We start from the raw sequence: 12555 nt of genomic DNA, 5'->3' as shown, positions 1-12555 counted from the left end.
GTGAGGTCAGGACGCGATCGGGGTCCTCCGGCGGCCGGCCCGCGGCAGGTCCGCGACGTCGGGTGCCTGGAAGCCGGGCCGGTGGAACCCGCCGCGCACGCCGCGGGCGCCGAGCTGCATCACGAAGGCGAGCACGCGGGCGACGGCGGTGAACAGCTGCGGCGGCACCTCCTGGCCGAGCTCGCACGAGGCGTGCAGGGCCCGCGCCAGCGGCACGTCCTGGACCATCGGCACCCGCGCCTCGGCGGCCCGCTCGCGCAGCCGCGCGGCCAGCTCGTCGGCGCCCTTGGCCACCACCCGCGGCGCGCCCCGCTCGGGCTCGTAGCGCAGCGCCACGGCGACGTGTGTCGGGTTGACCAGCAGGACGTCGGCGGTGGCGACCTCGGCCATCATCCGGTTGCGCGACATGGCCAGCTGCATGGAGCGGCGCTGCCCCTTCACGTGCGGGTCGCCCTCGGACTGCTTGTGCTCCTGCTGGATCTCGTACTTGGTCATCTTCAGCTTGGCCATCGTCTGCTTGCGCACGACGACGTAGTCGGCGATCGCGATGACCAGGCCGGTGATCGCCACGACGCGGAACATGAGGACGGCGGAGGAGGCGAAGGTCGCCACCACCGCCGACAGCGGCAGCGCGCCCGACGCCGACACCAGCGCCTGCGCCCGGTCGCTGGTCACGACGACGACGGTGCCGAGCGCGGCGGTCTTGATGACGGCCTTGAGCGCCTCCCAGAGCCCGTGGGTGCCGAACATCCGCTTCATCCCGGGGAACGGGTTGAGCTTCTTCAGCGTCGGCTTCATGCCCTTGGTGGCCAGGGCGACCCCGCCCTGCGCGGCCGACGCCAGCACCCCGACGAGCATCAGCGAGAGCGCCATCGGCAGCAGCGTCTCGAGGAAGACCGTCAGCGCCTGCCCGAGCAGCACGCCGACCGCCTCGGCCTCCGGCTCGTCGACCACCGTCCCGAACTGCACGAACAGCCGGCCGATCGCGTCGAAGCCGTTCGCGACCAGCATCGGGAGGAAGACGCTGGCCGCCGCCACGCCGGCCCAGGTGCCCAGCTCCTGGGTCCGCGGGATCTGCCCCTCCTTGCGCGCCTCCTTGAGGCGCTTCGGAGTGGGCTTCTCGGTCTTCTCACCCCCCTGACCGTCCTTGGCCACCCCGGCTCACCCGCTCCGGAGACCGACGACCGCGCGGGTGGCCTGCTCCAGCAGCGCGTCGAGCGCCGGCGGCAGCAGGGGGAAGGTCAGCCCGAGCAGCGCGAGGGTCAGCATGATCTTCACGGGGAAGCCGATGGCGAAGATGTTGAGCGCCGGGGCGGCCCGGGACAGCAGGGCCAGGGCGACGTCGGCCAGCAGCAGCACGGCCACCATCGGGCCGGCGATCTGCAGCGCGGCGAGGAACATCGTGGAGAACGCCGTCAGCACCACGGAGGCGACGTCCCCGGCGGGGTAGCCGCCGCTCACCGGCAGCCCCTCGTAGGAGGTGGCGAACCCGCGCACGATCAGCAGGTGCCCGCCGCTGGTGAACAGCAGCGTCGTCGCCAGCAGGTAGTGCAGCTTGCCGATGACGGAGTTGGTGGTCATGGCCAGCGGGTCGTAGGCCGGCTGCAGGGAGAAGCCGCCGGTGACGTCGATGAGCTCACCGGCGAACTGCACCGCGGTGAAGAACAGCTGGACGACGAAGCCCAGCGCCGCGCCGATGGCCACCTCGCTGACGGCGGTGACGACGAGGAACCCCGTCGTCGGCTCGGGCAGCCCGGGCGCCACGCGGTCGACCAGCGCGACCGCCAGCGCCAGGGCCAGCGCGCCCTTGACCGGCGCCGGGATGGTGCGGGTGGTGAACGGCGGGGCGAGCAGGACGAAGCCGGCCGCGCGCGCGGTGGCCAGCAGCAGGGCCGCGAGCGTGACCGCCGGGACCTCGAGGTCCATGCCGGTCAGGTCCGCCCGAGCAGGTGCGGCAGCTGGGCGAACAGGGTGTGGGTGAAGTCGACCAGCTCGGCGAGCACCCAGTTGCCCGTGACCAGCAGCGCGATGCTCACCGCGATCATCTTGGGGACGAACGACAGCGTCGGTTCCTGGATCTGGGTCGCCGCCTGGAACAGCGAGATCAGGAAGCCGACCAGCAGGGCGGTCAGCAGCACCGGGGCGGCCACCTTGGCGGCCACCATCATCGTCTGGATGGCGATGTCGGTGACGTCGGCGTCGCTCACGTGTACGACCCCACGAGCGACGTGGTGATCATCGCCCAGCCGTCGACCACCACGAAGAACAGCAGCTTGAACGGCAGCGACACGATCGACGGCGGCACCATCATCATGCCCATCGCCATCAGCGAGGCGCTGACGAGCATGTCGAGCACCAGGAACGGGATGAACACGACCAGCCCGATGATGAAGGCGCTCTTGAGCTCGGAGAGGACGAACGCCGGGACCAGCGTCGTCATGCTCACCGCCCCGCGGTCCTCGGGCTGCTCCTCGCCGGAGAGGCCGACCATGAGCTGCAGCTCGTCGTCGCGGGTGTTGTCGAGCAGGAACTCCTTGAGCGGCACGACGCCGGCGTCGTAGGCCTGCGAGACCGTCATCGCGCCGTCCATGTAGGGCTGGACGGCGACCTCGTTGACGTCGGACAGGACCGGGCCCATCACGAACAGCGTGAGGAACAGCGCGATGCCGGTGAGGACCGAGTTCGGCGGTGAGGACTGCAGGCCCAGCGCGTTGCGGGTCAGCGACAGGACGACGACGATCTTGGTGAACGACGTGCAGAGCAGCAGCACCGCAGGGGCCACCGACAGCACGGTGATCGCGAGGATCAGCGTGATCGAGGTGCTCGGGCTGCCGTTGCCGACCGAGATGTCGACCCCGCCGTCGACCGCGGGCACGGTCGGTGCCGTGGGCGGGGTGGGGGCGGTCGGGGCCGCGGCGGCCGGCCCGGCGAGCAGGACACCGGCGACGGCGCAGCCCAGCAGGGCCAGCAGCACGGCGGCGGCCCGGCGCGGCAGCGACCGCAGTGGCGGGGGAGCGGTCATCAGCGGCGGACCGTCCGCTCGCGCAGCGACGTGACGAAGCCCGCCCAGCCCTGCCGGTCGAACACCGAGCCGGCCAGCGCGCCGCCGACCCGCACGCCGCCGGGACGCGGCGCCGGGACGGCCGGGCCGCCCTCGGCCGGGGAGGCCGTCGCGGCCCGCTCGGCCAGCGAGGTCTCCACGGCGTCGCCGTCGAGCTCGGCGAGCAGGGTGACCTGCTCCTCGGTCGCGCCGACGACGAGGACGCGGTCGGCGATGCGCAGCACGTTGACCGTGCTGGTGCGACCCATCCGCTGACGGGCCACGACCTCGACCAGCCCGCCGGTGGAGCCCAGCCCGCGCTTCCTGGCCAGGCGCGCGGCGAACCACAGGACGCCGCCGACGAAGGCCAGCGACAGGATCAGCCGGATCAGCATCCAGGTCATGCCTGCGCGGCTCCCAGCTCGGCGGCGGCGTCGCTGACGATCTCGCTGATCCGCAGGCCGAAGTCCTCGTCGACGACGACGACCTCGCCGCGGGCGATGAGCGTGCCGTTGACCAGCAGGTCGGCCGGGGCGCTGGCGGCGCGGTCGAGCTCGACCACCTCGCCCGGGTGCAGCGAGAGCAGCTCGCCCACGGTCATGCGGGTGCGGCCGATCTCGACGGTGACCTCCATGGCCACGTGCCGCAGCAGGTCCAGGCTGTTGCGCGGCGCGCGGGCCGCGGTCGGCAGGGTCACCTGCAGCGCGAGCGTCGCCTGGTGGTCGGTGCCGGCGGCCAGCGGGACCGCCACGAACATGCCCTTGTCCCGCAGCCCGTCGAGCGCGGTGACCGGGTCCTCGGTGCGCTCGGCGTCCACGCGGACCCGGCCGAGGGTGGCCGCGGCCGCCTCCAGCGCCGGGCGCAGCGCGGTCGCGACGTCCATCGGGCCGACGGGGGAGTTGTCCAGCGCCTCGACGACCTCCGCGGAGAGCACGAGGACGACGTCGCCGGTGATCTCCCCGGAGAGCCGGGCGCCGACGGCGACGGCCGCGGCCGGCGGGACCGGGACGGCGTCGGGGTCGGTCACCGCCGGGCCGGGGTGCAGCTCGGCACCGGCCGGGACGAGCGCGGCCGCGGCACGGGCGGCGGCCACCACGACGGCGGTGATGGTCTCCGCAGCAGCGGAGGTGGCGGCCTGGGCGGGTTCGAGCGTGGCGGTCATGCGGGGTCCTTCGGCGCGGCGGAGGGGGCGGGGACGATGGCGGCGGCCAGGCGGCGGCGGTGGTTGCTGGCGATGGCGTGGGCGAACACGGCGTCGTTGGTGGTCACCTCGAGCGGGGCGTCCCGCGGGTGGCGCAGCAGCAGGACGTCGCCGACGGTGAGGGACAACAGGTCCTCCGAGGACACCTCGAGGGGGCTGAAGCGGACGCTGACGTCGACCGGGACGAGCTCGAGGCGCTCGGCCAGCAGCTGCGCGGCGCGCTGCCGCTTGCGCTGCGCGGACTCCGACAGCTGCGGCGAGGCGGCGTTGGACAGCGCCGGCGCGAAGGAGGAGAAGGGCAGGACCAGCGAGGCGTTGCCCTCGCGGCTGCCGATCGACATCGTGAACCGGGCGACCATGACGGTGTCCGAGCCGGCCGCGGCCTGGGCCAGCGCGGGGTTGTACTCGACGTCGTCGGCCACCGGCTGCATCACGGCGATGTGCGCGAACGCGGCGGCGAACTCCTGCAGCAGCCGGGTCATCAGCTGCCCGGTGATGGTGGTCTCCATCGCCGTCATCGGCCGCTCGGGCTGGGTGGCGGCGCCCGAGCCGCCGAGCATGTGGTCGACGCTCGCCATCGCGATGTCGAGCGGATAGGCGAGCAGGCCCTTGCCGGCGAGCGGCTCGATGGTGAACGTCGTCAGGAAGCACGGGTCGGGCAGGGTGGCGACGTAGTCGTCGTAGGAGTGCTGCTCGATGCCGTGCAGCTCCAGCCGGGCGCCGGTGCGCAGCATCGTGGTGAGGACGGTCGTCGCCTGCCGGGCGAAGGCCTCCTGCGCGATCTGCAGCACCCGGACGTGCTCGCGGCCGAGCTTGGTGGGACGGCGGAAGTCGTAGGTGCGGGGGGCACCGCGCCGGCTGCGGCCACCGGCCGGCGCCTGCGGCCCGGGCCCAGCGGGCGCGGTCGCGGTGTCGGGGCGGGTCACGGTCCCCTCATCGGCGGGGCCGGAACGCGAACTGACCGGCGGCGCGGGGCGCCGCCGGTCAGCCGGGGAGGGTGGGACGCGTGGTGCGTCCCGGGGTCACTGGGGCGGGACCGGTGGGGCGGTCCTGCCCCCCGTGGCGGTGGAGCAGGGGGTGGACGGGCGGGCGTGTGCGCTGGGGCCGGGTTCCGCGGTCCGGAGTGCGGCCTGCGCGCACACCGTCGACCCCTGCGGCCGCTACTGGGTCACGTACTCCGTGAAGTAGATGCCCATGACCATCTCGACCCCCTCCTCGTCGGTGTAGGCCTCGACGATCTGGTGCTCCAGCGACTCCTTGAGCGCCTCGCGGGCGCCGGTGACGTCGGCCGGCTGGGCCTGCGAGTACGTGGAGATGACGAGGTCGAGGGCCTTGGACCCGTCGACGCCGCCGCCGCCGTGACCGCCGGAGGCGGCGTCCTCGGTGGTCTGCAGGCTGATCCCGATCTTGAGGTACCCGCCGCCGGCCAGGTTGACCGTCACCGGCTCGAGGGCCACGACCTCGCCGGCCACCGGCTCCTCGGCCTCGGCCTCCCCGGTGAACAGGAAGAAGTACGCGGCGGCGCCGGCGACGACCAGGAGGACGGCCAGCACCAGGAGGAGCTTCTTCTTGCCGCCCTTCGCCTCCTCGCCGTCCGCGGGCGCGTCCTTGTCCTTGGCGGCCTTGTCCTTGGTCTTGGTGCTCACTCGTGGGTGCCTTCCTGTGCGGGGGCTGCCGGTGCGGGGGCCGCCTGTGCGGGGGCGTCGAGGCCGGGCAGCAGCTCGTTGGCCTCGGCGGAGGCGTCGGACAGCACGACGATGTCGACGCGGCGGTTCAGGGACAGGGCGCCGGGATCGGACGCGGGCACCATCGGCCGCGTGTCGGAGTAGCCGGTCCCGGACAGGCGGTCCTGCGGGACGCCCTCGGCGGCGAGGTGGCGCACCACCGTCGTCGCCCGGTAGGCCGACAGCTCCCAGTTCGAGGGCCACGGCCCGCCCGGCGTCACCGGCAGGGAGTTCGCGTGCCCCTCCACGGTCAGCCGGTTGGGCAGGGCGGCCAGCGTGGGGGCGACGGCGTCGAGGATCTCGCGGCCCTGCGGCTGCAGGGTCGCCTCCTCGGGGCCGAAGAGGACCGGGTCGGAGACGATGTGCACGACCAGGCCGCGCTCGTCGATCTCGTAGCGGGCCGTGTCGGCGTGCCCGGCGGCGGCCAGCGCGGCGTCGATCGCGTCGCGGGCGGCGGCGAGCTGGTCGTACTCGGCCTGTGCCTCCGCGGCGACCCGCGCCGCCTCCTGGGCGGCGGCCTGCGCGGCGGCGGCGTCGACCGACTCCTCGTCGGCGGGGGCCGGCGGGATCTGCACGTCGACGGCGGCGTCGAGGGAGTCGAGGACCGAGGCCTCGGGGTTGCTCCCCGAGCCCTGCACGGCGGTGACCGGGGCGCCGAAGGCCTCGGAGAGGCCGCTGGCCAGGGCCGCGAACTTCTCCTTGTCGACCTGGCTCATCGCGAAGAGCACCACGAAGAGGACCAGCAGCAGCGTCATCATGTCCGCGTAGGACACCAGCCACCGCTCGTGGTTCTCGTGCTCCTCCTCCTCGTGCTTCTTGCCGCGGCGGCGGCCGCCGTGGCCGCCGCCGCTCACGCGGCCTCCTTGGCGACCTCACTGGGCGGGATCAGGGAGTTGAGCTTGAGCCGGACGGCGCGCGGGCTGGTGCCGGCCTGGATCTCGGCGATGCCCTCGACCAGCAGCTCCATCTGGGCGGCCTGCAGGTCGCTGACCCGCAGGATCTTGGCGCCCATGGGGAGGAACCAGAAGTTGGCGGCCATGACGCCCCAGAGGGTGGCGACGAACGCCGAGGCGATCATCGGGCCCAGCGCCTCGGGGTTGCTCAGGCTCCCCATGACGTTCATCAGGCCGACGATGCAGCCGACGATCCCGATGGTCGGGGCGTAGCCGCCCATCGTGGTCATGAACTTGGCGGCGACCTTGTCCTCCGCCTTCTTGGCGGCGATCTCGCTCTCGAGGACGGCGCGCAGCTCCTCGGGGTCGGTGCCGTCGATGCCCATCTGCAGACCGCGCTTGAGGAAGGGGTCCTCGATCGCCTTGACCTGCGCCTCCAGCGCGAGCAGGCCCTCCTTGCGGGCCTTCTCCGCGAGGGTGACCAGCGTCTGGATCTGGTCCTTCGCCGACGGCACCTTCGCCGGCATCAGGCCCATCTTGAACCAGCCGCCCACCTTCTTGACGTCGTCCATCGTCTGGCCGGACATCGCCGCGCCGAAGGTGGCGACGATGACCAGGACGATCGCCGGCAGGAAGAGCAGCGACGTCGGGTCGGCACCCTCCATCACCATGAAGACCAGGAGGGCGACGAGGGAGACGACGAAGCCGATCAGGGTGGCGGGATCCACGGGTCAGCGCTCCTCACGGGCCGGGAAGGGCACGACCGACGCCCGGCGGGGCCCGCCGTCCGCGTCGGTGCTGCCCACGGTGGTGCGGTAGGTGCCGCGGTCCATGGCGTAGGCGGTCGCGAGGATGCTGGCCCGGTACTCGCGGATCTCGTCGAGCACCGCGTCGACGTCCTCGCTGACGACGTACTTGGTGCCGTCGACGAGGAAGACGACGGTGTCGGGGTGGCCCTCGACCCGCTCGATCAGGTCGGGGTTCAGCGCGAAGTGCTCCCCGTTCAGGCGCGTCACTCGGATCACGGGTGGGTCCTCTGGCTCGGTCGGGAAGGGGGAGAGGCAGCCGCGACGGTGCGGCGCCGGCTACAGGGACCATCGGTCCCGCGCGGGGACTGCTTGAGCCGAACCGCGCCCGCCGCATCACCCCCGGGGGTGAGCCCGGCACCGCGTTCCCGCACGTCACACGCGTACCGGCGTCGTGAGCGGGGCCGCGACGCGCCGCGGCCCGGCACCCCGGGGAACGGGTGCCGGGCCGCGGGGGCCGTGCGTCACCGCTTGAGGTTGACCAGGTCCTGGAGGATCTCGTCGGAGCTGGTGATCACGCGGCTGTTCGCCTGGAAGCCGCGCTGGGCGACGATCAGGCCGGTGAACTCCTCGGCGAGGTCGACGTTGGACATCTCCAGCGCGCCGGCCGTCAGGGTGCCGCGTCCGCCGGTACCGGCCTCGCCGACGACGGCCTGGCCGGAGTTGTCGCCCACCCGGTAGCTGCTGTTGCCGGCCTTCGACAGGCCGCCGGGGTTGGCGAAGGTGGCCATGGCCAGCTTGCCGATCGGCTCGCGCAGGCTGTTGGAGTAGACGCCCATGATCGTGCCGTCGCCGCTCAGCGAGATCGACTGCAGCGTGCCCATGGCGTTGCCGTTCACGCCGCTGGGGGTGAGCGAGGTCTTGCCGCCGTACTGGGTCATCCCGTCGAGGTCGATGCGCATCGAGCCCGTGCCCACCGCCACGTCGACGGACGTGCCGTCCGCCAGGCGACCGGACGCGTCGAAGGCGATCGCGCCCGACCCGCGAGGGGCCCCGTTCTCCGTCGCCGCGACGTCCCAGCCGGCGGCGGTCCGCCTGAAGCTCAGCGCGATCTCGTGCGCGGTGCCGACGGCGTCGTAGGCCGTGACCTGCGTCTCGACCTCGTCACCCACGGCAGCCGACGTCGACAGGTTGCCGAGCAGCGTGCCGGCGTTCGTCGCCTTGGGGGCCATCACCTGGCCGAAGGGGATCTTCAGCGCGTCGATCGGCCCGTTGGGGTCGACGGAGCCTCCCCGGGCCAACCAGCCCTGCAGCTGCGCGCCGTCGGGGGTGACCAGGTTGCCGGCGCCGTCGTAGTCGAAGGACCCGGCGCGGGTGTAGAGGTTCTCGTTGCCGGCCTTGGTCACGAAGAAGCCGTCACCGCTGATCATGAAGTCGGTGGCGCGGCCGGTGTTCTGCGTGGAGCCCTGGCCGAAGTTGGTGGTGATGCCGGCGACCTTGACGCCGAGGCCGACCTGCGCCGGGTTGGTGCCGCCGGTCTCGGCGGTGGGCGCCGAGCCGTTGCGGATCACCTGGGACAGGGTGTCCTCGAAGACGGTCTGGCTGCTCTTGTAGCCGACGGTGTTGACGTTGGCGATGTTGTTGCCGGTCACGTCGAGCTTGGTCTGGTGGGCGCGCAGGCCGGAGATGGCCGAGAACATCGAACGGAGCACGGGGGGTCCTCTCGGGAGGGGGGAGCGGGGGCTTGCCTTACGCCGGCAGGGAGACCTCGGTGAGGCGGCCGATGGGCACCTCGGTGCCGCCGACGACGGCGCTCGCCCCGTCGGAGCCGAAGCGGACGGAGGAGACCGTCCCGGACCTCGTGGTGCCGTCCTCGGCGGTCCAGCTCACGGCGTGGCCGACCAGCGCACCGGCCGAGAGCGAACGCTGCAGCGCGAGCAGCTCGGCGTTCTGCGCGGCGATCTCCTCGAGCTTCTCGACCTGCGTGAACGTCGCCGTCTGCGACATGAACTCGGTCGTGCTCGTCGGGCTGTTGGGGTCCTGGTACCTCATCTGCGCGACCAGCAGCTGCAGGAACGTGTCCTTGCCCATCTGGTCGCTGCGGTCCACGGCCGTGCTGGCCGTGTACGTGGCCGGGCTGCTGCCCACGCCGCCCACGGGGTCGGTCATCGTCGGCTCCTCTCAGGCCCGGACGTCGAGGCCGCTCGACGCGGGGTGGACGGGGGCGGCGGCCGGGCGGCCGCCGTCGGGGTCGGCGTCGCGCAGCCACGGGCGGCCGCGGTCGTCGGCGGGTCCGTGTGCACCGCCGCGGCCCTGCCCGCCGGCCTGCTGCTGGGCCTGCTGCCAGCCGGCCTGCGCCTGCGACGGGCCCGAGCCGGCCGGGTCGCGGTCGACCTGCAGCTTCGAGCAGGTCAGGCCGGAGGCCTCCAGGTCGCGGCGCAGGTCGGGCAGCGCGTCGAGCAGCGCGGCGCGGCCGGCGTCGGAGGCGCCGCGCAGGCTGAGGTCGAGCCGGCCCTCGTGCACGGTCACCCGGACCTCGACCGGCCCCAGTGTCTCCGGCGTGAGCACCAGCGTCATGGTGTGCGTGCCGTCGGGTCCGTCGGCGAGCGTGGCGACGGCGGGGGCGACCTGGGCGGCCACCGGCTGCTGCGGGACGTCGGCCCGGGCGGCGGGAGCGGCCGGGGCCGTCGACGCGGGGGCCTGGGCGGGTGCCGGTGCGGCGGTGGCGGCGGTGGGGACCGGCCCGTCCGCGGTGCCGCGGTCCTGCTCCCGGGGACCGCTGTCGGCGGTGCCGCCGGAGGACGGGACGACCGGGACCGGGGGCAGCGGCTCGGCGAGGACGGGGACGGCGGCCGTCGTGCCCGTCGCGGGTGCCGGGTCGGCGGCCCGGACGACGACGAGCCCCTCGGGGAGGGCGGGCGCGCCGGGGACCGCGGGGGCGGTCGCCGGGACCGGCGCCGGCGCGGCGGGCACGGCGCCCGGGTGCGGCGCGGCGGGGGCACCGGCCGGGACGGAGGCGTCGGCGGCCGCGGCCGGGAGGGCCTGCGGCGGTCCGGCGGCCACAGCCGGCACCGCGCCGGTCCCGTCGGCGACGGCGCCCTGCGCGGCGGCCGGGCCGGCGGCGCCGGCGGCCGGGGGAACGGCGGTGGGGACGGGGGTGCCCAGCGCGAGCGCCAGCGCCCAGCCGGCCGGGAGCGCACCGGGCACGGCGGCGGTGTCGACGGCGGGAGCGGTGCCGGTGGCCGCCGCGCCGTCGGCGGCGGCACCGGCGTCGGCGGCCTCCGGACGGCCGGGCTCCCCGTCGCGGCCGAGGGCGCGGCCGGGGCGCTCGCCGTCGCGGCCCACGGCACGGCCGGGGCGCTCGCCGTCGCGGCCGACCCCGCGCTCGCCGGACGGGCGGTCGGCGGCCGGGCGCTCGGCGACGGCGTCGTCGAGCGCGGACGCGAAGCCGGCGGCCGAGGCGGGGTCGGAGCCGCCGGCCGCGGGAGCCGGGGCGGGCGCGGCCGCGGTGGTGGCGATCAGGGCGGGTGCTGTCACGAGTAGGCCTCCGCGGCGCTGGTGACCCTGCGGACGTAGGACTGGGTCTCGGCGTACGGCGGGATGCCGCCGTGGCGGGCGACCGTGCCGGGACCGGCGTTGTAGGCGGCCAGCGCCAGGTCGGTCGAGCCGAACCGGTCGGTGAGCTGGCGCAGGTAGCGCGCAGCGCCGTCGACGGACGACGCCGGGTCGGTGGCGTCGACGCCCAGACCGCGGGCCGTCGCCGGCATGAACTGCATGAGGCCGGTGGCGCCCGCCGACGAGACGGCGGCGGAGTCGAATCCGGACTCCACCTTCGCCACGCCGGCCAGCAGCGCGGGGTCGACGCCGTGCCGGGCGCCGGCGGCGGTGAACAGGTCGGCGTAGGGGACGCCGGCCAGCCCCGCTCCGCCGGCGGGGGTCGGCGCCGGGGAGGCGGCGGAGGAGGGGAGCACCCGGCGGATGAGCGCCGGGTCGCCCACGTCCTGCACCTTGACGACGTCGCCCTCCTGCGGCGCGGCGATCATCTTCCCGTCGCCGACGTAGATGCCGACGTGGTCGATGCCCGGGCGCGACGGGGAGTTGTCGAAGAAGACGAGGTCGCCGGGGCGCGCCTCGGGGAGGCTCGCGACCGGTGTGCCGGCGGTGGCCTGCTGGGAGCTGGTGCGCGGCAGGTCGATGCCCAGGTCGCCGAAGACGCGCTGCACCAGCCCGGAGCAGTCCAGGCCCACCGACGGGTCCGTGCCGCCCCAGGCGTAGGGGACGCCGAGGTAGCGCTGCGCCGCGGCGACGACCTGCCCCTCCGTGCCGGTCGCCGTCGTCGCCGCGGCGGCGGTCGCGCCCGTCGCGGAGGTGCCGGTGAGCCCGGCGGCGGAGGCCGCGGTGGCCCAGGCGGCCGAGGTCGACGTCGACGACGCCGAGGCGAGGGTGAGGATCCGGTTCTGGATCTCGGCGATGCGGCCCTGCACCGCGCTCAGTCCCTCCACGGTCCCTCCTCTCCTCCGTCGGTGCCGGTCCCGGCGTGCCGGGCGGTGACCAGGTCGTCGACCGCGCGCTCCTCGGCGGAGAGCTCGGTGTGCCGCTGCGCGAGGAGGTGCCGCTCGCGCAGCTTCTCCAGCGCCTTCGTCTCCTGGGCGGCGGCGGTCCACCGCGCGCGCAGCAGCCCGGCCTGCTCGGCCGAGGCCTGCGCCGTCGCCCGTGCAGCTGTCACATCGGCAGCCGCGGCGGCCGATGCGACCATCGCGGCGAGGAAGACGTGTGCCGGGGACGACACGGGCGGCACCCGGGTGGCCAGGGCGGCGGCCTGCTCCTCGGCGCGGCGCTCGGCCTCCCGTGCCGCGGCGGCGGCGTCGGCGGCGGCCCGCTCGGCGGCCTGCTCGGCGGCCCGGCGCACCCGCAGCACCGGCTCGAGGCGGAAGCCGGCCCGCTTGCCCAC

Annotated in this window: 16 protein-coding genes; all 16 read right to left on the bottom strand. The window is 74.7% G+C overall.

Going from position 1 to position 12555, the window contains the following annotated elements:
• Positions 1 to 6 precede the first annotated feature (6 nt).
• On the bottom strand, positions 7 to 1155 hold the full coding sequence (locus JD79_RS02195) for an EscU/YscU/HrcU family type III secretion system export apparatus switch protein (protein WP_110004216.1): 1149 nt from the start codon (positions 1153 to 1155) through the stop codon (positions 7 to 9).
• A gap of 6 nt (positions 1156 to 1161) precedes the next feature.
• Complete coding sequence (gene fliR / locus JD79_RS02190) at positions 1162 to 1926, bottom strand: flagellar biosynthetic protein FliR (protein ID WP_110004215.1); 765 nt, start codon at positions 1924 to 1926, stop codon at positions 1162 to 1164.
• Positions 1927 to 1931: 5 nt separating this feature from the next.
• The gene (gene fliQ, locus JD79_RS02185; protein WP_110004214.1) at positions 1932 to 2207 is read right to left on the bottom strand and encodes a flagellar biosynthesis protein FliQ; all 276 of its coding nucleotides are present in this window, start codon (positions 2205 to 2207) and stop codon (positions 1932 to 1934) included.
• On the bottom strand, positions 2204 to 3022 hold the full coding sequence (gene fliP / locus JD79_RS02180; RefSeq protein ID WP_110004213.1) for a flagellar type III secretion system pore protein FliP: 819 nt from the start codon (positions 3020 to 3022) through the stop codon (positions 2204 to 2206). Before fliP ends, fliQ begins: the two co-directional genes overlap by 4 nt.
• Positions 3022 to 3444, bottom strand: a complete 423-nt coding sequence (locus JD79_RS02175; protein WP_110004212.1) for a FliO/MopB family protein — start codon at positions 3442 to 3444, stop codon at positions 3022 to 3024. The genes fliP and JD79_RS02175 overlap by 1 nt, the downstream gene beginning before the upstream one ends.
• Entirely contained in the window at positions 3441 to 4202 is a 762-nt protein-coding gene (gene fliN, locus JD79_RS02170) for a flagellar motor switch protein FliN (protein ID WP_110004211.1), read from the bottom strand. Before fliN ends, JD79_RS02175 begins: the two co-directional genes overlap by 4 nt.
• Entirely contained in the window at positions 4199 to 5167 is a 969-nt protein-coding gene (locus JD79_RS02165) for a flagellar motor switch protein FliM (protein ID WP_110004210.1), read from the bottom strand. Before JD79_RS02165 ends, fliN begins: the two co-directional genes overlap by 4 nt.
• A 234-nt stretch (positions 5168 to 5401) precedes the next feature.
• Positions 5402 to 5887: a flagellar basal body-associated FliL family protein gene (locus tag JD79_RS02160; RefSeq protein WP_110004209.1), complete on the bottom strand. Its 486-nt coding sequence runs from the start codon at positions 5885 to 5887 to the stop codon at positions 5402 to 5404.
• Positions 5884 to 6819, bottom strand: coding sequence for an OmpA/MotB family protein (locus tag JD79_RS02155; RefSeq protein ID WP_110004208.1), 936 nt, complete (start codon positions 6817 to 6819; stop codon positions 5884 to 5886). The genes JD79_RS02160 and JD79_RS02155 overlap by 4 nt, the downstream gene beginning before the upstream one ends.
• Positions 6816 to 7586 carry a motility protein A gene (locus JD79_RS02150; RefSeq protein WP_110004207.1) on the bottom strand — a complete coding sequence of 257 codons (771 nt, stop codon included), beginning with the start codon at positions 7584 to 7586 and terminating at the stop codon, positions 6816 to 6818. Before JD79_RS02150 ends, JD79_RS02155 begins: the two co-directional genes overlap by 4 nt.
• Positions 7587 to 7589: 3 nt before the next feature.
• Positions 7590 to 7883 carry a flagellar FlbD family protein gene (locus JD79_RS02145; protein ID WP_110004206.1) on the bottom strand — a complete coding sequence of 98 codons (294 nt, stop codon included), beginning with the start codon at positions 7881 to 7883 and terminating at the stop codon, positions 7590 to 7592.
• Positions 7884 to 8128: 245 nt separating this feature from the next.
• The gene (locus tag JD79_RS02140) at positions 8129 to 9316 is read right to left on the bottom strand and encodes a flagellar hook protein FlgE (RefSeq protein WP_110004205.1); all 1188 of its coding nucleotides are present in this window, start codon (positions 9314 to 9316) and stop codon (positions 8129 to 8131) included.
• Positions 9317 to 9353: 37 nt separating this feature from the next.
• Entirely contained in the window at positions 9354 to 9773 is a 420-nt protein-coding gene (locus tag JD79_RS02135) for a flagellar hook assembly protein FlgD (protein ID WP_110004204.1), read from the bottom strand.
• A 12-nt stretch (positions 9774 to 9785) separates the two neighbouring features.
• Entirely contained in the window at positions 9786 to 11141 is a 1356-nt protein-coding gene (locus tag JD79_RS24125; RefSeq protein WP_110004203.1) for a flagellar hook-length control protein FliK, read from the bottom strand.
• The gene (locus JD79_RS02125) at positions 11138 to 12106 is read right to left on the bottom strand and encodes a transglycosylase SLT domain-containing protein (protein ID WP_110004202.1); all 969 of its coding nucleotides are present in this window, start codon (positions 12104 to 12106) and stop codon (positions 11138 to 11140) included. Before JD79_RS02125 ends, JD79_RS24125 begins: the two co-directional genes overlap by 4 nt.
• Positions 12094 to 12555, bottom strand: coding sequence for a flagellar FliJ family protein (locus JD79_RS02120; protein WP_110004201.1), 462 nt, complete (start codon positions 12553 to 12555; stop codon positions 12094 to 12096). Before JD79_RS02120 ends, JD79_RS02125 begins: the two co-directional genes overlap by 13 nt.

Origin of the sequence: Geodermatophilus normandii (assembly GCF_003182485.1) — a bacterium.
Taxonomy (GTDB): Bacteria; Actinomycetota; Actinomycetes; order Mycobacteriales; family Geodermatophilaceae; genus Geodermatophilus; species Geodermatophilus normandii.
This window is presented reverse-complemented; position numbering and strand designations above follow the sequence as displayed.